The organism is Citrobacter sp. CK188 (assembly GCF_030333525.1).
GTDB classification, from domain to species: domain Bacteria; phylum Pseudomonadota; class Gammaproteobacteria; order Enterobacterales; family Enterobacteriaceae; genus Citrobacter_B; species Citrobacter_B koseri.
The window spans coordinates 757,463-778,610 of the sequence record NZ_JAOWFU010000029.1; the positions used below are offsets into that span (position 1 = coordinate 757,463).

General features: G+C 56.2%; 17 protein-coding genes. 6 read left to right on the forward strand and 11 right to left on the reverse strand.

The features are described from left to right. Positions 1–74: 74 nt before the first annotated feature. Positions 75–794 carry a fatty acid metabolism transcriptional regulator FadR gene (gene fadR / locus OGV67_RS09170; RefSeq protein WP_024130272.1) on the forward strand — a complete coding sequence of 240 codons (720 nt, stop codon included), beginning with the start codon at positions 75–77 and terminating at the stop codon, positions 792–794. Between the two features lie 454 nt (positions 795–1,248). Here fadR and OGV67_RS09175 read toward each other — a convergent pair whose 3' ends face one another. Then, on the reverse strand, positions 1,249–2,781 hold the full coding sequence (locus OGV67_RS09175; RefSeq protein WP_024130273.1) for a SpoVR family protein: 1,533 nt from the start codon (positions 2,779–2,781) through the stop codon (positions 1,249–1,251). A gap of 322 nt (positions 2,782–3,103) precedes the next feature. On the opposite strand from OGV67_RS09175, the gene OGV67_RS09180 reads away from it, so the two are divergent. Both OGV67_RS09180 and dadX read left to right on the forward strand, forming a co-directional pair. After that, a complete protein-coding gene (locus OGV67_RS09180; protein WP_012132085.1) occupies positions 3,104–4,402 on the forward strand; it encodes a D-amino acid dehydrogenase in 1,299 nt (432 codons plus the stop codon). A gap of 12 nt (positions 4,403–4,414) precedes the next feature. Continuing rightward, the gene (gene dadX / locus OGV67_RS09185) at positions 4,415–5,485 is read left to right on the forward strand and encodes a catabolic alanine racemase DadX (RefSeq protein WP_115614258.1); all 1,071 of its coding nucleotides are present in this window, start codon (positions 4,415–4,417) and stop codon (positions 5,483–5,485) included. A gap of 106 nt (positions 5,486–5,591) precedes the next feature. Here the strand turns inward: dadX and OGV67_RS09190 are convergent, their stop codons facing one another. Beyond that, a complete protein-coding gene (locus OGV67_RS09190) occupies positions 5,592–7,325 on the reverse strand; it encodes a potassium/proton antiporter (protein ID WP_047463283.1) in 1,734 nt (577 codons plus the stop codon). Positions 7,326–7,421: 96 nt separating this feature from the next. Beyond that, complete coding sequence (gene ldcA, locus OGV67_RS09195; RefSeq protein WP_115614260.1) at positions 7,422–8,336, reverse strand: muramoyltetrapeptide carboxypeptidase; 915 nt, start codon at positions 8,334–8,336, stop codon at positions 7,422–7,424. 100 nt (positions 8,337–8,436) lie between these two features. On the opposite strand from ldcA, the gene emtA reads away from it, so the two are divergent. Continuing rightward, positions 8,437–9,048 (forward strand): membrane-bound lytic murein transglycosylase EmtA, encoded by a 612-nt coding sequence (gene emtA / locus OGV67_RS09200; RefSeq protein WP_012132090.1) that lies wholly within the window; start codon positions 8,437–8,439, stop codon positions 9,046–9,048. A gap of 12 nt (positions 9,049–9,060) precedes the next feature. Here emtA and ycgR read toward each other — a convergent pair whose 3' ends face one another. Continuing rightward, positions 9,061–9,795, reverse strand: a complete 735-nt coding sequence (ycgR, locus tag OGV67_RS09205) for a flagellar brake protein YcgR (RefSeq protein ID WP_047463290.1) — start codon at positions 9,793–9,795, stop codon at positions 9,061–9,063. A gap of 203 nt (positions 9,796–9,998) precedes the next feature. On the opposite strand from ycgR, the gene OGV67_RS09210 reads away from it, so the two are divergent. Together OGV67_RS09210 and OGV67_RS09215 are read left to right on the forward strand one after the other, a co-directional pair. Further along, on the forward strand, positions 9,999–10,253 hold the full coding sequence (locus OGV67_RS09210; protein ID WP_012132092.1) for a GlsB/YeaQ/YmgE family stress response membrane protein: 255 nt from the start codon (positions 9,999–10,001) through the stop codon (positions 10,251–10,253). A gap of 276 nt (positions 10,254–10,529) precedes the next feature. After that, a complete protein-coding gene (locus OGV67_RS09215; protein WP_115614261.1) occupies positions 10,530–12,644 on the forward strand; it encodes a TonB-dependent siderophore receptor in 2,115 nt (704 codons plus the stop codon). Between the two features lie 55 nt (positions 12,645–12,699). Here OGV67_RS09215 and OGV67_RS09220 read toward each other — a convergent pair whose 3' ends face one another. From OGV67_RS09220 to OGV67_RS09250, 7 genes are all read right to left on the reverse strand, one after another. Beyond that, positions 12,700–14,670, reverse strand: coding sequence for a TonB-dependent receptor plug domain-containing protein (locus OGV67_RS09220; protein ID WP_115614262.1), 1,971 nt, complete (start codon positions 14,668–14,670; stop codon positions 12,700–12,702). Positions 14,671–14,693: 23 nt separating this feature from the next. Next, on the reverse strand, positions 14,694–15,551 hold the full coding sequence (modD, locus tag OGV67_RS09225; RefSeq protein ID WP_012132096.1) for a ModD protein: 858 nt from the start codon (positions 15,549–15,551) through the stop codon (positions 14,694–14,696). Beyond that, positions 15,548–16,360 (reverse strand): class I SAM-dependent methyltransferase, encoded by an 813-nt coding sequence (locus OGV67_RS09230; protein ID WP_115614263.1) that lies wholly within the window; start codon positions 16,358–16,360, stop codon positions 15,548–15,550. Before OGV67_RS09230 ends, modD begins: the two co-directional genes overlap by 4 nt. A 9-nt stretch (positions 16,361–16,369) precedes the next feature. Continuing rightward, the gene (locus OGV67_RS09235; RefSeq protein ID WP_115614264.1) at positions 16,370–17,128 is read right to left on the reverse strand and encodes an ABC transporter ATP-binding protein; all 759 of its coding nucleotides are present in this window, start codon (positions 17,126–17,128) and stop codon (positions 16,370–16,372) included. Then, complete coding sequence (locus OGV67_RS09240; RefSeq protein WP_374189567.1) at positions 17,125–18,084, reverse strand: FecCD family ABC transporter permease; 960 nt, start codon at positions 18,082–18,084, stop codon at positions 17,125–17,127. The genes OGV67_RS09235 and OGV67_RS09240 overlap by 4 nt, the downstream gene beginning before the upstream one ends. A gap of 26 nt (positions 18,085–18,110) precedes the next feature. Next, on the reverse strand, positions 18,111–19,133 hold the full coding sequence (locus OGV67_RS09245; protein ID WP_110494157.1) for an ABC transporter substrate-binding protein: 1,023 nt from the start codon (positions 19,131–19,133) through the stop codon (positions 18,111–18,113). Positions 19,134–19,335: 202 nt separating this feature from the next. Further along, positions 19,336–21,048 (reverse strand): alpha,alpha-trehalase, encoded by a 1,713-nt coding sequence (locus tag OGV67_RS09250; RefSeq protein WP_115614265.1) that lies wholly within the window; start codon positions 21,046–21,048, stop codon positions 19,336–19,338. Between the last annotated feature and the right edge of the window lie 100 nt (positions 21,049–21,148).

Below are 21,148 nucleotides of genomic sequence, written 5' to 3' on the forward strand. Positions count from 1 at the left end.
GTCCGCTATCAGCCATGAAACCCGTCTGGTATGATGAGTGTAACTATGTTTTGCTGTGTAATGGAAATCTCACTATGGTCATTAAGGCGCAGAGCCCGGCGGGTTTCGCGGAAGAGTACATCATTGAAAGTATCTGGAATAACCGCTTCCCACCTGGCACTATTTTGCCTGCCGAACGTGAACTCTCCGAACTTATCGGAGTGACGCGCACCACGTTACGCGAAGTATTGCAGCGCCTGGCGCGAGACGGCTGGTTGACGATTCAACACGGCAAACCGACAAAGGTGAACAATTTCTGGGAAACGTCCGGGCTGAATATTCTTGAAACGCTCGCGCGTCTTGATCATGAAAGCGTGCCGCAACTGATTGATAATCTGCTGTCGGTGCGAACCAATATCTCCACGATTTTTATCCGCACCGCGTTTCGTCAGCATCCTGATAAGGCGCAGGAGGTACTGGCGACGGCGAATGAAGTGGCCGACTACGCCGATGCGTTCGCGGAGCTGGATTACAACATTTTCCGCGGTCTGGCGTTTGCCTCCGGTAATCCGATTTACGGTCTGATCCTGAACGGGATGAAAGGGCTGTATACCCGCATTGGCCGTCACTATTTCGCCAACCCGGAAGCCCGGAGCCTGGCGCTCGGTTTCTACCATAAGCTGTCATCGCTTTGCGAGCAGGGCGCGCATGACCAGGTGTACGAAACGGTACGCCGTTACGGTCATGACAGCGGTGAGATTTGGCATCGTATGCAGAAGAATTTGCCCGGCGATTTGGCCATTCAGGGCCGCTAATCGTTATACGCCGGATGGCGCTTCGCTTATCCGGTCTACGGCGGTTGTGCTGTTTGTTTGCGCCGGATGGCGCTTTGCTTATCCGGCCTACGGTGGTGTGCTGTTTGTTTGCGCCGGATGGCGCTTTGCTTATCCGGCCTACGGTGATGTGCTGATTGTTTGTGCCGGATGGCGCTTCGCTTATCCGGCCTACGGTGATGTGCTGTTTGTTTGCGTCGGATGGCGCTTCGCTTATCCGGCCTACGGTGGTGTGCTGTTTGTTTGTACCGGATGGCGCTCCGCTTATCCGGCCTACGGTGATGTGCTGTTTGTTCGCGCCGGATGGCGCTTCGCTTATCCGGCCTACGGCGGTGTGCTGTTTGTTTGCGCCGGATGGCGCTCCGCTTATCCGGCCTACGGTGGTGTGCTGTTTGTAGGCCGGATAAGGTGTTTACACCGCCATCCGGCAATTAAACTACAGGCTGTTCATTCTCGGCGGGCACCGCTCCAGCAGCTCAACGCTGCCATCCTCATTCTGCTGCTCCAGCATGACATCAAACCCCCACAGGCGATGCACATGTTTCAGCACCTCTTTACGTCCCTTGTCCAGCGGCGCGCGGTTGTGAGGAATATAGCGTAGCGTCAAAGAGCGATCGCCGCGTAAATCCACATTCCAGATCTGAATATTCGGCTCCAGATTGCTCAGGTTGTACTGTGACGAAAGCCGATTGCGGATCTCGCGATAACCTTCCTCATTGTGAATGGCCGAAATTTCCAGATAATTGTGCCGGTCGTCGTCCAGCACGGTAAAGAAACGGAAATCACGCATCACTTTCGGCGACAGGAACTGGCTGATAAAGCTCTCGTCTTTAAAATCACGCATCGCGAAATGCAGGGTTTCCAGCCAGTCTGAACCGGCGATATCCGGGAACCAGTATTTGTCTTCTTCCGTTGGCGACTGGCAAATGCGTTTGATGTCCTGGAACATCGCGAAGCCAAGCGCATAAGGGTTAATTCCGCTATACCACGGGCTGTTGTACGGCGGCTGGAACACCACATTGGTGTGGCTGTGTAAAAACTCCAGCATAAAGCGCTCGGTCACTTTACCTTCATCGTAAAGATGATTCAGGATGGTGTAGTGCCAGAACGTCGCCCAGCCTTCGTTCATCACCTGCGTCTGTTTTTGCGGATAGAAATACTGGCTGACCTTGCGCACGATGCGCAGGATCTCGCGCTGCCATGACTCCAGCAACGGCGCGTTCTTTTCCATAAAGTAGAGCAGGTTTTCCTGCGGTTCAGACGGGTAACGCCGTGTTTCGGCGACGGCTTTCTCTTCCTCTTTCTTCGGCAGAGTACGCCACAGCATATTCACCTGGCTTTGCAGATACTCTTCGCGACTTTTCTGTCGGGCTTTCTCCTCCTGCAACGAAATTTTTTGCGGGCGTTTGTAGCGATCGACGCCATAGTTCATCAGCGCATGGCAGGAATCCAGCAGCTTTTCAACTTCGTCCACGCCATAGCGTTCTTCGCATTCGGTAATGTAATTACGGGCAAAGATCAGGTAATCGACAATCGAACTGGCGTCGGTCCAGCTGCGGAACAGGTAGTTATTCTTGAAGAAAGAGTTATGTCCATAGCACGCGTGCGCCATCACCAGCGCCTGCATAGTAATGGTGTTCTCTTCCATCAGATAAGCGATACACGGGTTGGAGTTAATGACGATTTCATAGGCTAGCCCTTGCTGACCATGCTTATACAGGCGCTCGGTTTCAATGAATTTTTTGCCAAACGACCAGTGAGGATAGTTGATCGGCATCCCGACGCTGGAATAGGCATCCATCATCTGCTCAGAGGTGATCACCTCGATTTGGTGCGGGTAGGTATCCAGTTTGTAGAGTTTCGCGACGCGGTCAATCTCCGCCAGATAGACATCCAGCAGATCAAACGTCCAGTCGGGTCCATCGCTCAAACGTGTGCTGTCCTTGTTCATAGAATCAATCGTAGCCATTCGCGCACCCTCATTGTTGGCGGCACTCTCTGTCTGGAGCACCTCATTTCAAGCATAGAACACCGTGTTAAAAAACGTGCTGATGAAGAAAATTTTTCTTTGCGATTTCGCAGCGCCGGCACGCCAGAAAATGGCATGGCTGCAATATTTTATGCTGGATAAAAATGACGCGCAGCAGGAGATGCCAAAGCAGAGAGATCCCTGACAACAGAGGCAGATGTGAGGTGCGTCACCATAAAAAAGCCATATGTTGAATAATATTTTCAACTGAGTTATCAAGATGTAATTAGAAGATTGTTCTTTTACTGTTAACGGAGTGGCTATGCGAGTTGTCATACTGGGAAGTGGCGTCGTTGGCGTAACCAGCGCCTGGTATCTGTGTCAGGCTGGGCATGACGTCACCGTCATCGATCGTGAACCTGGCCCGGCGCTGGAAACCAGCGCGGCGAACGCCGGACAAATTTCTCCGGGCTATGCCGCGCCGTGGGCGGCGCCGGGTGTGCCGCTGAAGGCCATCAAGTGGATGTTCCAGCGCCATGCGCCGCTGGCTGTTCGCCTGGACGGGACGCAGTTTCAGTTGAAGTGGATGTGGCAAATGTTGCGTAACTGCGACACCCGCCATTACATGGAGAACAAAGGGCGCATGGTGCGTCTGGCGGAGTACAGCCGTGATTGCCTGAAAGCGCTGCGCGCCTCAACCGGCATTCAGTATGAAGGGCGTCAGGGCGGAACATTGCAGTTATTCCGTACCGCGCAACAGTATGAGAACGCCACCCGCGATATCGCCGTTCTGGAAGATGCCGGCGTACCGTATCAGCTACTGGAATCCAGCCGTCTGGCGGAGGTTGAACCTGCGCTGGCGGAAGTGGCGCACAAACTGACCGGCGGCCTGCGTTTGCCCAATGATGAAACCGGAGATTGCCAGCTGTTCACTCAGCGCCTGGCGCAGATGGCGGAACAGGCGGGCGTGACGTTTCGCTTCAACACGCCGGTGGAAAAACTGCTGTACGAAGGTGAACAAATTTACGGCGTGAAGTGCGGGGATGACATCATCAAAGCCGATGCTTACGTGATGGCGTTTGGCTCTTACTCGACGGCGATGCTCAAAGGGATCGTCGATATTCCGGTCTATCCGCTTAAAGGTTATTCGCTGACGATTCCGGTCGCACAGGACGATGGCGCGCCAGTTTCGACTATCCTTGATGAAACCTACAAAATCGCCATTACCCGTTTTGATAAGCGTATTCGCGTGGGGGGAATGGCGGAAATTGTCGGCTTTAACACTGAATTATTACAACCGCGTCGTGAAACGCTGGAGATGGTCGTACGCGATCTCTTCCCGCGCGGAGGGCATGTGGAACAAGCCACGTTCTGGACCGGGCTGCGGCCAATGACCCCGGATGGTACGCCGGTGATCGGACGGACGCGCTTCAAAAACCTGTGGCTGAATACCGGGCATGGGACGCTGGGCTGGACAATGGCCTGCGGTTCAGGGCAATTACTGAGCGATATTCTTTCAGGTCGTACACCTGCTATTCCTTATGACGACCTGAGCGTAGCGCGGTACAGCCCTGGCTTTACGCCGTCACGACCCCGGCATCTTCATGGCGCGCATAACTAATAAGGAAGCGAGATGACCCGCCCTATACTGGCCAGCCTTGACCTGCAGGCGATGAAACAAAATCTTGGCATTGTGCGCCAGGCCGCCCCGGACGCTCGCGTCTGGTCGGTGGTGAAAGCCAATGCCTACGGACATGGTATCGAGCGTATCTGGACGGCGTTGGGGGCGACCGACGGCTTTGCCATGCTCAATCTCGAAGAGGCGATTACGCTGCGAGAGCGGGGATGGAAAGGGCCGATCTTAATGCTGGAAGGGTTCTTCCATGCCGACGAGCTGGCCATATATGACACATACCGTCTGACGACCTGCATACACAGCAACTGGCAGCTCAAAGTGTTGCAAAACGCGCGCCTGAACGCGCCGCTGGATGTTTATCTCAAAGTGAATAGCGGCATGAACCGGCTGGGTTTTTTACCCGAGCGGGTACAGACCGTCTGGCAGCAACTGCGGGCGCTGCCGAATGTGGGCGAAATGACGTTAATGTCGCACTTTGCCGATGCTGAGCACCCGGAAGGGATCGACCAGGCGATGACGAAAATCGCCCATGCGACGGAAGGGCTTGAATGCCGTCGCTCGCTGTCGAATTCAGCGGCTACGCTGTGGCATCCTGAAGCCCATTTCGACTGGGTGCGACCCGGAATTATTCTGTATGGCGCATCGCCGTCAGGGCAGTGGCGGGATATCGCCAATACCGGGCTGAAACCGGTTATGACCCTGAGTAGCCAGATTATTGGCGTACAGACGCTGAAAGCGGGCGATCGGGTCGGGTATGGCGGACGCTATACCGCGACCCAGGAGCAGCGCATCGGGATTGTGGCGGCGGGCTACGCGGATGGTTATCCCCGTCATGCGCCAAACGGCACGCCAGTGCTGGTGGACGGTGTGCGTACCGGAACGGTTGGCACCGTGTCGATGGATATGCTGGCGGTGGATCTGACGCCGTGCCCGCAGGCGGGTATCGGTACGTCTGTGGAACTGTGGGGGAAAGAGATCAAGATTGATGATGTCGCCTCTGCGGCGGGAACGGTGGGGTATGAACTGATGTGCGCGCTGGCGCCGCGTGTTTCGGTTGTGACAGCGTAACTTTTTTTGTGGCGCCGTAGGATGGCGCCAGTGCTTATCCGGCCTACAGAGGGCAGAGTGTAGGCCGGATAAGGCGTGTCAACGCCGCCATCCGGCAGCGTTTCCATTATTCCATTTCATCCCCCGCGACGCGAACCCCGACCTTACGCACGGCGTTGTCTTCTTTCTCTGCGACCGTCCAGATCATGCCGGCAAACTCCACCTGGTCGCCCACAACCGGCGCGGCACCCAGCAACTGCTGTACGATTTCCCCCAGCGTCTGCTGTTTATCGCGATATTCCGTTCCCTCGTCCAGACCGTAAATCAGGGCGACGTCAGCAAATTTCGCATTGGCTTCGAGAATAAAATCGCCGAAAAAACGCTGATCCAGCGCGACCGGCGGCGACTGGCTGAACAGTTTTCCCAGCGCCGGAAGGTCGCGCTCACGTCCAATAACGCACAGAACGTCGCCTTCGCGTAAACGGGTGCTTCCGGTCGGATGGAACAGCACGTTGTCGCGGAACAGGGCGGCGATGCGGGTCTCCTGCGGCATGTGCAGATCGCGCAGCGCGGCGCCGACGCACCACTTATCTTCACTCAACTGGTAGACAAACTGCTCCCAGGGGTTTTCCGGGTGAATATCCAGCCCGATACGCGAAACCGGCCAGCCGACGGGAGGCACCACCACTTTGGCTTTTTTGGCCGCCCAGGTCAGGGACGTTCCCTGGAACAGCAGCGATATCAGCACCACAAAGAATGCGACATTAAAAAACAGTCGGGCATTCTCCAGCCCGGCCATCATCGGGAAAACCGCCAGGATAATGGGTACGGCGCCACGCAGCCCCACCCAACTGATGAAGATCCGCTCACGCAGATTAAAGCCCCGAAACGGCAGCAGGCCCGCGAAAACGGAGAGTGGGCGAGCCACCAGAATCATCCAGACCGACAGCACCAGCGCCGGAACGGCGATAGGCAGCAGATCGGATGGCGTAACGAGCAGTCCCAGCACGAGGAACATGGCGATTTGCGCCAGCCAGGCCAGGCCGTCAAAGTTTTGCAGGATGCCAAACCGGTTGCGGATAGGGCGGTTGCCCAGCAGGAATCCACACAGGTAAACGGCCAGAATGCCGCTGCCTTCCAGCGCGGTGGTTACGGCGAAAACGAGAATTCCCCCGCTCAGCGCCAGCAGCGGATATAACCCGGTGGGCAAGGCAATCCGGTTAATCATTTGCTGAAGCAGATATCCGCCGCCTAACCCCAGCATGATCCCCAGTCCAAACTGCTGGATGATATCGAGCACGAAAAGCCAGCTCAGGCCGGTCTCATGTTTCTGAATCATCTCTATCAGCGTGATGGTCAGGAAAACCGCCATCGGGTCGTTACTCCCGGATTCGATTTCCAGTGTCGAACCGACGCGTTCGTTAAGCCCTTTACCGCCCAGCAGAGAAAAAACGGCAGCCGCATCCGTTGAACCGACAATGGCGCCAATCAGCAACCCTTCGATGAGATTCAAATGAAAGAGCCAGGCGGCCATCATGCCGGTGAGACCGGAGGTAATCAGTACCCCTACCGTCGCGAGCGAGAGCGCCGGGCCCAGGGCGACGCGAAAGGAGCTGGCCTGGGTACGCATCCCGCCATCCAGCAGAATAATTGCCAGCGCGAGGTTACTCACCATGTACGCGAAAGGATAATTATCAAACGGGATACCGCCAACGCCATCAACACCCGCGAGCATGCCAATCGCGAGAAAGATAACCAGAATAGGGATGCCAAGACGAGATGAGAATGAACTTAATAAGATACTACAGGTTACGAGGACTGAACCCAAAATGAAAAGACTAATAATGGCTGCGGCATCCAACGTTATGTTACTCCTGAATTACGCTGTTTCTAATAATAAACCCTAACATAATAACGACAGAAACAGCGTTTTACTTAGCCCAGGCGACGGCTTTTTTTATGATTTGAGGACAGGATGGCCGGAGAGTGTGAGTTGGCTGCCATTTTCGCCATTCTTTAGCACCGCGTGGGCGCCGAGCGGCAGCGTAACGGTGCGTTGCTCATGACCAAAATCCAGACCGGTCACGACGGGGATGGAGAGACGGGAACGCAGAAACGCGTAAACCGCGTCAAGATCGTAACCGGCATCGTAATCATTCGGCGCGCTACCGCTGAAACTGCCCAATATCAGCGCGTTCTGCCGGGCCAGAATCCCCGCGTGATACAGTTGCAGAAGCATTCGCTCAACGCGGAAAGGATGCTCGTTAATATCCTCCAGCACCAGTACGCCATTTTCAATGGCGGGCATCCACGGGGTGCCGATAAGGGAAATAAGCATGGCCAGATTGCCGCCCCACAGCGTACCTTCCGTTTCACATGTCGGGCCGTTACCTTGCCACTCCACCGTGAACTGCGCGTTGCACAAGGCCCGCCAGAAATGGCGCTCGGTGAAGGTGTTCATCTCCTCCGCGCCGAAATTCGCCGCCAGCATGGGGCCGCTAAACGTTATCACCTTGCCCAGCGCCAGCAGGGCGGACTGAATCACCGTAAAATCGCTGTGGCCGCAGATCAGCAGCGGGTTCGCCTGTTGCCGTGCGATGAGCGCCTGCCAGTCAATGCTCTCCAGCAGACGACTGGCGCCGTAACCACCGCGAACCGGCATCACAATGGTATCGGGCGTCATCAGGCGGGCGAGGCCGTTAACATCCGCCAGACGCTCGGCGTCTGAACCGGCAAAACGCTGGTCACGGCGGCCAATGACGGCGGCGTTATCCACCTGGTGGCCGGATTCGATAAGCCGTTGTACGCCGCGTAAAGCCGCTTGCTGATTGATGCAGTAACCCGATGGGGCGATTAAGTGAAACAGGGACATGGCAATTCCTTGCTGACATCTAAAACCAAATGTATATCATGCCGATTGAGCATGTCGTTGTCACTCGCAGCGGCGAATTCCGGCTATAAGGATAGATGACGTGAAATTGAGATGGTTTGCTTTTTTGGTTGTATTGCTGGCGGGCTGTAGTTCAAAGCAGGATTACAAGAATCCGCCCTGGAACGCCGAAGTCCCGGTTAAACGGGCAATGCAGTGGATGCCGATAAGTGAAAAAGCCGGGGAAGCCTGGGGCGTCAGCCCGCGTCTGATTACCGCGATCATCGCGATTGAATCGGGCGGTAATCCGACGGTGGTCAGTAAATCCGGGGCGGTTGGGTTAATGCAACTGAAGGCCTCGACGTCCGGGCGCGATGTTTATCGTCATATGGGCTGGAGCGGCGAACCGTCGACCAGCGAACTGAAAAACCCGGAGCGGAATATCTCAATGGGGACGGCGTACCTGAGTATTCTGGAACACGGGTCGCTGGCCGGTATTAACGATCCGCAGGTGATGCAGTACGCGCTGGTGGTCTCTTATGCCAATGGCGCGGGCGCGCTGCTGCGCACGTTCTCTTCCGATCGCAAAAAAGCGATTGAGAAAATCAACGATCTGAGCGCGGATGAGTTTTTCGAGCACGTTGCCAAAAATCATCCTGCGCCACAGGCGCCGCGTTATATCTGGAAACTCCAGCAAGCGCTGGATGCGATGTAACCCGCACGGGGGTTATTCACGCACCTTATTGGATTTTTCCCGCGCTTCCCGTTCAAGAGAGAAAATAATCCGCTGTAATTCCCGCTCCACCGCCGGGCTGACGTTGAGAAAACGAAAGCTCAGGCGGGGAGTGGTAATCGTTTCATTTTTCCCGTCAATCACTCTGCGTTCGCTGATGGAAATAAGCTGGGCGTCAAAGTGGAAAACGCCCCATTGCCCCATGTTCAGCTCAATTTGCGAAAAGCGCATGCCTTCGGTTAATCCGGCGGGTTTTGTCGCTTCCAGCAATGCGCCCATGCCGCCCAACGAGAGATCGAACAAGCGAAAACGTAGCGTGTTGTCGTCCGGCATTTTCGCCTGGCAGTAGTAGGGGGGATGCAAAGGCGCGGAAATACGGAAATACTCCCGGCGCTGAACGAACCACAGCTCGGGCGGCAGCGCGGTAATAAATGCCGGAAGCTGCTGGTATTCGCCGCGGGTGAGCTGATCCAGCGTGAACTCCACTTTCGCGCCCTGCGTTTCTGCGGTAATGGTTATCTGTCTGGCGCGCTGAACGGCGATGTTTTCATAGTCCTGACTGCCGAAATCCATCACCAGTTTTTCCGCGTTAACGTCCAGAATCTTACTGATGAACTGCCCCCCGGCCCAGGAGATGCGTAGCGGCACCTGGCTCTTGTTTAAATCTTTGAGTACGCCTAATACCGCCAACGGGTTTTGCTTCAGGAACTGCTCACTGTAGTGACTCACGCGTAATGACTCCTGGATGCCTGACAGATTATCGTTTGGTTATCGGCATGGCATGACGGAACTTAAGACAAATGGGTGAAATTTTTATCAACGCCAGCGCATAACGTCGCAGGATGAAAAGCATGGCCGGTTGATTTGCCTATACTTAAGGGACTGGCGCAAGAACGTCTTGCGCATGCTTTCACTGGAAAGAGGGCCTGAATATGGGAATTATTGCCTGGATTATTTTTGGTCTGATTGCAGGTGTTATCGCTAAGCTGATTATGCCGGGTCGCGATGGCGGTGGTTTTATACTGACCTGTATTCTCGGTATCGTTGGTGCGGTTGTCGGCGGCTGGCTGGCAACCATGTTTGGTATCGGCGGCAGCATCAGCGGGTTCAATCTTCACAGTTTCCTGGTGGCCGTCGTCGGGGCGATTGTTGTGCTCGGCGTTTTTCGCCTTCTGCGGCGCAATTAAATGAACTGAGCGGATGTGGGGATGAGGGCGTAAATCGGCGACATGCTACCCTGGCGTGTTTTCCGTTCACTTGATGCCCATTATCGCTCTGGCGCATTATCAGTCGTGAACGTGTCAGGGGAGGCGTCTTCCCGGCACGTTTACGGGGATTCAACAGACGTCAGAACAATCTGTATTCCTGAGCAACGCCTGGCCGGATTAACGGCGAAAGCTGGCTTGATTTGTGAATAAAAATGAGAATAATTGTCATTCCATTTCACATATAATAATTTGCTCATGAAAACAACTCATCGTTTCACATTACGCGCGCTCTCTGGATGTATCACCTTAGCCCTGACGGTCCCGTCTTATGCTGAAGAGGCAAAAGAGTCGACCATTGTGGTCACCGCCGCCGGGCAGGAGAGCCTTCTTCCGGCCTGGACCAACAGCGCCACCAAATCCGCCGTGCCGGAAAGCAAAACGCCGCAGGTGATCAACACCATCGACAGGCAGGAGATTGAGCAACGCCACGCCAACTCGGTGAATGAAATTCTGCGCTACGCGCCGGGCGTGTCAACGGAAGTTCGCGGTAATACCTCCTATATGAGCGAATATAAGATTCGCGGTTTTACGGTGGATCAGGAGTATTACAACGGTCTGCAACTGCCGTACAACGTGACCGGGAATACCAAAGCGCGTATTGATCCGCTGCTGATTGAAAGCGTGGATATTCTGAAAGGCCCGGCCTCGGTGCTGTACGGCAATGGCTCGCCGGGTGGACTGGTAAACATCCAGAGTAAAAAACCGCAGGCGGAACAGAAAACGGAAGTGGGCTTCAACACCGGCACCCGTAATCTGAAAGAGGGTTATCTGGATTCAACCGGGCAAATCAGCGACAGCGACTGGAACTACCGTTTACTCGGCAAAGCGACGGAAGGGGATGATCAACCGCATACCTCCCGCTATGAAAACTATCTGGTTGCCCCGTCCGTTACCTGGCAACCGGACAACAAAACGCGTCTGACGATTGATGCGCTGGCGCAGAATACACCGTCGCTGTCGCCTTCCAACCCGCTGCCCATTTCTTATCTGCGTTCAGAGTATTCGGGGCGTCGTGATTTTGCCGGAGATGAGTGGAGCGGCTTTAAGCAGCGTCAATGGATGCTGGGTTACAGCTTTGAACACCAGTTTGACAGCGGCTGGGGCTTCAATCAGAAAGCGCGCTACTTTGATGTGGATACCCACCAGCGCAGCGTCTACTCCACCGGAAATACGGGGAATCCGGTCTGGGAGTTGAACCGGTTTGCCTACACGACCGATGAAGACCTGAAAAGTTTTAACATCGACAACCAGGTTACGAAAACGGTAGTGTCAGGCGACTGGCAGCACCATCTGCTGGCAGGCTTCGATTACCAGAAGCTCGACAGCCATTACTTCTACCGCTATGCCAGCAGCACGCCGGGGATCGACATGCGCCACCCGAACTATCGTCAGATTCATACCGACGATTTAGGGCTGAGTACTGCGCAGAATAACCGTCTCTCTTATCAGCAGAATGGTTATTATCTTCAGGATCAGATTGCGTTTGGCGGCCTGAACCTGCTGGCGAGCGTGCGTTACGATGACTATCGTTCCGCCACGACCGACTATCTGCAAAACGGCGATAAAACCTGGATTTCACAGGATCGCGTCACCAAACGTTTCGGTGCGTTATATGCGTTTGAAAATGGGATCTCTCCATTTATCAGCTATTCCGAAGGCTTTAAGCCGATCTCGCCGCAAGGGACACTGACCTCGAAAGAGGTGAAGCCGACCACCAGCAAGCAGGTTGAGGGCGGGGTGAAATACCTGCTGGCGGAATACGCGACCACCTTTACCGCATCGGTGTTTAATATCCGCCAGAAAAATGTGCTTTCCGCCACGCCAACCTGGGATTACCGTCAGACCGGCGAGATTGAGTCAAAAGGGGCCGAACTGTCGATTGTCAGCCGTCCGGCGGATAACGTCACGCTGATCGCCAACTATGCCTATACCCATGCGATCAACACGGAAGATGAGACGTATGAAGGCAAACGTCCGACTCAGGTGCCGGAAAACGCGTTTAACCTGTGGGGCGATTACACCTTTGATAATACGCCGCTGCGCGGGCTGAACGTTGGCGCGGGCGTCCGTTATACCGGGCCGATGGAGATCTCGCCAGCTAACGATAAAGGCAAACTCGGCGGTACGACGCAGTATGATATGGCCGTCTCTTACCGTCTGGGAGAGGCGATCCCATCGTTGAGCGGGGTGACGCTGAAGGCCAGCGCGCAGAATATTACCAACAAAGAGACGTTTAGCTGTTACGACGACAACAACTGCTGGATTGGTCGCGACCGCACCGTTCAGGTTGGTGCCAGCTACAGCTTCTGATAGCAACCCGGCCTGCAATTGCGCAGGCCGGGTTCGTTTTCATTCGGCGGAACAATCAGAACTTATATTCCACCCCGGCCCAGAAATTACGGCCTTCCTCGATAAACCCTTCGCTGTAGGCATACTTCGTATCGAACAGGTTGTTCACGGACGCATTGACGCTAAAACCGTAGCCCACCGCATAATCCGCACGGATATGGGTAATGGCAAATCCGCCCGCTTTCTGTGAACCGTCTGAATTGCTGTAGCTGGAGGAACGCGCCTCTTCTGACAGCGTAACACTCAGCGGTTCCCACGGTTTGAGCGTCATCCATGCGGTGAGCGTCTGCGTTGGCAAATCGGTGATTTCACCGATTTCATCACGCTTGACGTCCGCGTGGATCAGCCCATAGCTCAGCCCGACATCCAGCATTTCAGACACATTGCCTTTGATTCCGGCATCCAGACCGGTGTAATCCACCCGGCCGCTATTGCGGTTCTGGATCGTATCGACATCAATGTTGTGCGACAGGATTGCGTCGGTCACACGGTTATAGTACACGCTGACCTCGAATCCCCAGTCGCGGGTCAGCGAACCGTTCCAGGTCAGATCCACGCTGCGGGCGCGTTCGGGTTTTAACTGCGGGTTGACGATAGCCACCTGGTTATACGCCGGTTTCGACGTGGTATACCGCTCTTTGAGCGTCGGGAAACGCGTCCGGTCAGAGTAAGAGAGCGCCAGCGTGTCCTCGTTTGCGAAGTGGTATTTGGTCATGACCTGCCAGTTAAACGCTGACTGGTTGTTGTCGTCGTAGTGGGTTACGCTGCCGTCTTTTTCGTGTTTCATCCCTTCCAGACTGTCACGCCAGTCATAGCTAATACCGGCCACGACATCCACATTATCGGCGGCGGCCCACTGGTATTCGCTGGCTAACGACCAGGTGCGATCTTCATAGCGATCGTATGCCGCATGCGGCGCGCCTTTTTCACGGTGGACGTCATCTTTCCAGTTAACGGCGAACGAGAGCAGATCGTTTTCACGCATTTCGGCGGCGAGTTGTAACCCTGCGCCATCGCTGTAATCGGAATAGTGGCTATAGCTGCCTTTCTTGTTTTTCAGGTCGGCAAGGGAGTTGTACATCATCAGCGTGTTTTCAAAGGTGTCGCGATAAAGCCGGCTTTTCAGCGTGAAGCGATCGCCCAGATGCGTGGTGCCCTGATAGTAATAACTCTCTTTATCGTATTGCGGCCACTGCCAGTAGCGCGACTTCTGGCTGCTGGTGCCTGCGTATGGCGGGTTGTCCTTTTCACCGTCCTGGTTGATATAGGTCAGGGTGTACTCGTCATTTTCGCGCGGCGTGAAGCCCAGCTTAACAATGCCCCGTTTATCATCTGCCGACGAGTTGATCATCTTCCCGTTGCTGCCTGCAATGGCGTTGTCCACCCCGTGCGGCAGACCCAGGAAATCCTGCTTCAACTGGCTACCGCTGACTTGCAGATAACCCAGCTCATTACTGGCGCCAAACGAGGCGTGCATATCGTGGGCGTTATCTTTGCTCCGGCTCCATCCCTGGCGATAACCGATGCTCCCTTCGAGAGGTTTTGTCGGTTTTTTGGTGGTGATGTTGATTGCGCCGCCCATCTGGTTAGGGCCTTGCAACAGCGATGAGTAGCCTTTGGACACCTCAACGGAGGCAATGTCCGAGGTGAGGAAGCGCCCTAAGTCGAGGTTGCCGTCGTAAGGGATGTAAACCGGCACGCCGTCGAAAAAGATCGGAACCTGGCGGCTGTCAAAACCGCGAACTTTGACCTGCTGTTCGTTGCGGTTGCCTGATTTTTGCAACGCCACGCCGGGGATGACGCTTAATGCCTGCGCCACATTCTGCTTATCCAGATCCTGCATGGTTTGTTGACCAAGCACCGTGGTGGTCGCCGCAGAGGCGGGGCTCGACCAGACGGTCATGGTGTCGCTTTCTTGCCCAGCAAACGCATTATGCGCAAAAGCTACCGATAATGCCGTGTAAAGACAACTCTGAGTGAATTTCATTGTTTTTATTCCATTTATCAATGTTATATGTCACTTTCGTCCGGGTTCAGGATGACGTTGATATCCATCGGTGGTGCGTAGTACGGTGCGGATGTAATAAAGAGCCTGATACCACAGTCGAGATAACTCGCCAGAGTGGCGAGGTTGATGCCGCCAGTCAGCGCCAGCGTGCAATGGGGGGCCAGTGAAGGCGCCGTCCGGGCCACCTCCGCCGCCTGATGTGGGGTAAATTTGTCGAGTTGCAAAACGTCGGGGCCTGCGCGGAGCGCTTCAAGGGCTTCCTCTGGGGTGTCTGCTTCGACGACGATCTTTTTTTCCGGGGCATGACGGCGCAACTGCGAAATGGCCCCGGCCCAGTCGTTACCGGGGGCGAGAAAGCGGCGGTGATTTGCAAACAGCAGCACGGTTTCCGCGCACCCGGCGCGGTGAATGATTCCGCCTGCGGCGAGCACCGCCTGTGCGGCTAACAGCCGGGTGCCGGGAATGGCTTTACGCGTGCAGGCTATTTGCCCGTCGGGGTAACGGCTATGCAGGATGTGAAGCATGCTGTCGAGATAGTGTGAAACGCCGCAGCTCCACTCCAGTACGTTTTGTACGGCCTTCCAGCCCTGATGCAGCGCCGCCGCATTCCCGCTGACGCTGATCAATTGTTGACCGGCTGCGGCGCGCTCGCCGTCGTTCATCTGCTCCAGGACGGTCAGCCCCAGTGACTGCAACATTTGTCTGGCTACGGCAATGCCGCTCACGCAGCCGCCCTGGCGATGGCGGAAGGTCATGCGGCCTGGCAGATTGCCGATGCCCAGAGCGCGTGTGGTCAGGTCGCCTCCCTGAATATCCTCCAGCAGCAATGCGTCCGTCTGTGCGTGTGAGAAATAGATCATTTCAGCGCCTTTTGTGGAATGCTGTCCCACCAGATCAGCGCCCAGTCCCGGCTGGCCGGGGCAAGGGCGCTGGCATCCTGCTGTTGATACCAGCGGTACAGACGCTCACGCTCTTCATCGCTGATGTCGCCCATGCTCCAGCGAACGTTCTCAGCAAAGCGTTCCCAGGTGCTGTTGTCCTGCTGGCAGTTCTGCCCACGGATAAAATCGACATGGGCGCAGATCCCCATCTGGTACAGGACATTGAGGGCATAAATATAGTTAGGCAGCTCGATAACCTCGCGACCCAACGCGCGCTGGATAGTGGGGGAAACAAAAGAGGAACTGACCAGGTGCGTGGTATAGACGCGCAGCCGCGCCTGGTTGTTGAGTTTTGTCATCGCCTGGCGCATATCCGCAACGAGCGTTGAGCGGGAGGCCACGGCGATATCGCAGCGCGGAAGATCGCTCCAGTCATCTTCCCAGGCGCGTTGCACCCAGTGAACATGGGTTGCTCGTTGCTCTGTCGCACGACGGGCGGCAACGCGCAGCATTCCGGGGCTGTAATCCACGCCGCAGATATGCGGTATTTTGCCCGCTAACGCCAGCGAGACGGTGCCCGGGCCACAGCCCATATCAAACAGCGAGTTCACGCCCTGCAAATCCATTTTCTCCATCAGCTGTTGCAGGTAGGTGTCCGTCGGCGACGCGCAGTTTTCTGCCATTTTCTCTGCCCGTTTATCCCAATGGTCGGGCGTTTTTTCCGTTCGTTTCGCCTGCAACAGTTGCTGGCGGTAGAGGTCTGCAAAATCAATGTCATCAATGAGCATGGCTGTCCCTTATTGCTGATCGCCAAAAAGATGGCGGTGGATTTGTGTGGGCGAGACCCGATAAAGCGCGGCCAGATTGTCGGCAGTGAGCTGGCGCTCTGGCGCGCCTTGCGATACCTGGCCATCGGACTCCACGCGCACGACGCTGTCGGCTATCGCCCTGGCATGGAGCGGATGATGTGTTGACATCAGTAGCGCCATCCCCGTTTTTTTCAGTGTCACCAGCGTGTCGAGCAGGCGGATCTGGTGACCAAAGTCGAGGCTGGAGGCGGGTTCATCCAGCAGTAGCAGGCGAGGGCGTTGCGCCAGAGCGCGGGCGATCAGCACCAGTTGACGCTCTCCGCCGCTCAGGGTGTTCCAGCGTCGGTGCGCCAGATGGACGATTTCAAGCGCGGCGAGCTGCTGGTGGGCAATCTCTCGCTCCCTGGCGCCGGGAACGGCGAATGCCGCCATTTTCGGCGTCAGCCCCATCATCACCATATCCAGAGCGGTGAAGGCGAACGCGCCGTCGTGCGCCTGTGGCACCCAGGCAATGGCGCTGGCGCGCTCCCGGTCTGAAAAACGCCGCACCGCCACGCCATCAAGCAGGATGTCGCCGCTGATCAAGGGGAGAACGCCAAGAATGGTGCGCATCAGCGTGGTCTTGCCGCTGCCGTTTGCGCCGAGTAAACAGCAAATTTCTCCCGCCGGTACGGTAAAAGAGACGTCGCGCAAAACCGGGCGTCGGGCGTATCCCAGGTTGGCGTGGCGAACCGTCAGTCGTGTCATTGGCGTCCTCCGCGCAGCAGAAGCAGCAAAAAGAAAGGGGCGCCGATAAATGCGGTGAGGATCCCCAGCGGAATCTCCGTACTGCTGATTGCGCGCGCGAGCGTGTCGGTCAGCAGCAGTAAAATGGCGCCAGCGGCCATTGAGACAGGAAGCAACTGCTGGTGGTTATTGCCGGTGAGCAACCTGCCGATATGCGGCACGACTAACCCTATCCAGCCGATAATCCCGGCAATCGCCACCGTGCTGGCGGTGATGAGCGTCGCGCAGACAATCAGCGCGAGCCGAAGGCGGGTAACGTTGATGCCCAGGGAACGGGCTTCATCATCTGAAAGCGTCAGTAAATTCATACGCCAGCGCAGTAGCAGCAAAGGGATGGCGCCGAACAGAATCAGCGGCGCCGAGAAGCAAAGATCATGCAGCGTGATGGTAGAGAGCCCGCCGAGTAACCAGAAGGTGATGGAGGGCAACTGGGTATAGGGATCGGCCAGCGTTTTTATCAGGGAAATTCCCGCGCCGCACAGCGTACCGAGCGCGATACCCACCAGCACAAGGGTTAATACGGGGTCGTGACGCGTCACCCGACGGGTAATCAGCCAGACGCCAGCAACCACCAGCAGACCGCCGCCGAACGCGTAGAGCTGGATAAACAAAATCGGCAGGCCCAGCAAAATCGCCGTACATGCGCCTAAACCCGCTCCGGCGGCAACGCCGAGAATATCCGGGGAGACCAGCGGATTGCGAAACATCCCCTGATACGTCGTGCCCGCGCCCGCCAGCGCAGCGCCCAGCAGCAGCGCGGCGAGAATGCGGGGGAGGCGGATCTGCCAGAACACGATTTGATCCTGTGTCGGCACCGTGTCATGGCTGAAGATCATCGCCAGCACCTGCCGGGCATCGAGGTGATAAGCGCCCGATACAGTGGCAAAGGCAATACAGAGAAGGGCAATCCCCAGCATCAGGACAGAAAGGGTGGTCGTTCTCATCAGATGATCGCCCACTGTTGATACTGTTCGTCAGTCAGCGACGTATGCCAGAACAGGCGCGCATAACGCACCATGTCGTCTTTAAAATGTTGATTAACGTTCGGGTCCAGCCAGGCATGCAACCGGCGCAGCCCGAGTAAACGGTTAATGCCCGGCGGCGCATCCAGCCAGCCAAACGGCAGACCGCTCAGGAAAAGAATGCGCTTGTCCGCAACCGCCTTAACGCCTTGCCAGACGGGGTCGTGACGCAGGTAGTGCGCCGTGGCGGCATCCTGTACCAGAATGATGTCGGGCTGCCAGGTGAGTAAGTTTTCCATAGAGACCTGGGCCAGTCCGCTTCGTCCGGGGATTCGCGCTACGTTGTGTAATCCCAGCAACTCTGCCGCTTCCGTATGCAGCGATCCCTGTAATCCTGTCTCCAGACCTCGGGCGCCTCGCGCCGCATAAAAACGAATACCGGCAGCAGGCGTGTGGGAAAACGCGAGCGCTTGCGCAATGAAGCGCTGAGCCAGCGCCGCCTGAGCGGCAGTACGCGCCTCCATTCCCAGCGCTTGTCCTGCGGCTTGCAGTTGTTCCGGCGTTTGCCGCAGTTCACCGTTAATCAGCAGCCACGGAATCCGGGTCTGAGCGCTGACCTGGCGCGCCTGCGAAAGCCAGGTTTCATCGGCGTTGCCGCAATCCACTACCAGATCGGGATGCAGGGCCAGCAGTCCTTCCAGAGACAACGTGCTGGCGCGCCCCGCCAGCCTGCCCAGTTTGGGCAACGCCCGAATGGACTCGGGGAAGGGAATCGCCGCCTGGCGCGAGAAATCAAAAGAGGAGAAACCCACCAGCTTTTCCGGCGCGACGGCCAGCAGTAACACATCGGCGGGCGCACCGGCGCTCACCACGCGGCGAATAATATTGCCTTCCGGCGGGCGGCCAATAGCAAACGTCAGCGGTGTCTGCGCAATGCCAGGGAGGTGGCGAAACAGCAGCGCAGAGGCCATTGCCTGAGCGAATCTCCGTCTTGTGAGCGGCATTGTTTTCATCCTGAATGGTTAAAAAATCGCTATATGTTTGCATATATAACGTTAAAAAACTTGTTCAGTATCAAATTCTCACCGATGAAAAGGGGGTCTAACCCTTAAGAGCTATGAGGGGCAGAGATGAACGCGCGGCATTGCCAGGAAGAAAAATCCGCGACGGCGCGCGGATTTTTGTCAGCATGATGGTCGGGTCACATTACGGCGTGGTTTCAACCTGTTTTTGCGGCGCAGGCTGGGAAGCGCCTGGCGCTGCGGGGCGAGTGGCCGGTACGCTGTCGCACGGTTTCTCTTTTGGACAGATCAGGTCGAGCATTTTTAACGTCACGCCGTTGGTCCAGCCGAAACCATCCTGAAGAGGGTATTCTCCACCGCCGCCGCCGGTTCCCGTACTGCTGACGTCATATTTCTCAACCAGCTTTTGTTCACGGTCGTAGGTATGCTGAACGTTGGTGAGGAAGCGCCAGGTGACATCCATCGCGACGTTGTCCTGCCCGTAATTCTGCAACCCCTCGGTCGCCACCCACTGTAACGGCGCCCAGCCATTGGGGGCGTCCCATTGCTGCCCGCTTTTCACCGAGGTGGTGGACAGTCCGCCAGGCTGCAACAGGTGCGCCTGGGTCGCGGCAGCCACTTTGCTGGCGCGATCTTTCGCCGCCGCGTTGACATACAGCGGGAACAGCGTGGCCGCCGTCAGTTGGTTACGCACCTTTTTGCTCTTCAGATCGTAGTCGGCATACCAGCCTTCCTGATTGTTCCACAGGTGCGTTTCAATGCCTTTCTGACGGGCGCTGGCGAGCGCTTCATACTGGTTTGCGTTGGCGTCATCGCCTGCCGCTTTGCTGGCGCGCGCCAGCATTTTCTCCAGTTTATACAGCAGGGCGTTGAGATCGACAGGGACGATGCTGGTGGTGCGAATGGTGCTCAGCTGATTCGGGTCGTCCATCCAGCGCGAGCTGAAATCCCAGCCCGATGCGGCGGCAGATCGCAGGTCGCGATAAATCTCGGTTGCCGGGCGGTTCGGGTTGCTTTTCGCGGTGGTGATATCTTCCATCCACGACTCCGGTCGCGGCGTGTCCCGGTCATCCCAGTAGCGGTTCAGGACGGTGCCGTCATCCAGTTTCACCACGCGCTTATTCTGCTCGCCGGGCTGGAGATTCTCCACGCCCTCCATCCAGTAGGCATACTCTTTTTGCAACTGCGGCAGGTATTTTTTCAGGGCGTCGTCGCCCTCATGCTGCGCCAGCAATTCCACCATAAATGCGAAGAAAGGCGGCTGCGAGCGGCTCAGATAGTAGGTACGGTTGCCGTTGGGGATATGCCCCCAGGAATCCAGTTCATAGCCGAAATTCGCCACCATATCGGCGACCTTATCCCAGTGATCGCTTTCGGCAAGTCCCAGCATGGTAAAATAACTATCCCAATAATAGACTTCCCGGAAACGTCCGCCAGGCACCACATACGGTTCCGGCAGCGGCAATAACGAATCCCATTTTCCGGCGCTCTCCGTTGTGCGGGTCAACACGGGCCACAGGCCGTCAATATGTTCACGCAGCGACTGCCCTTCCGGCGGAACGTATTTTTCCCCTTCTTTGGGCAGCGTAAAGTTCACATCAACAAAGTGACGCAAATCGAAGCCTGACTGGTTTCGTTGCATCCGGTAATCCGCGAGGATCATCAGCGGATCGCTGTTAGGCACGGCATCGGCGAACGTTTTCTGGTCGGGGAACAGTTTGGCGCTCTGCACGTCATTAAACAGCGGCCCCAGCAGAATATCCGGGGGCTGCGGAGGACTGGCTGGCTGTTCCTCAGCATGCGCCGAGAGCGACGCGAATGTCAGCAGGGTGCTTGCAACGGTCAGTTTTATGGCGAAAGAGAGCGTGCCGGAATGGCGAAGCGCAGGTGTTATCATCAATATTCTCCTTAACGGCGTGCCGCAGTCAGCGGCATGAACCATGACAAAACCTTAGTCCAGGATTGTCATGTGCGCGTGATCGAACCGCTATTTTGGG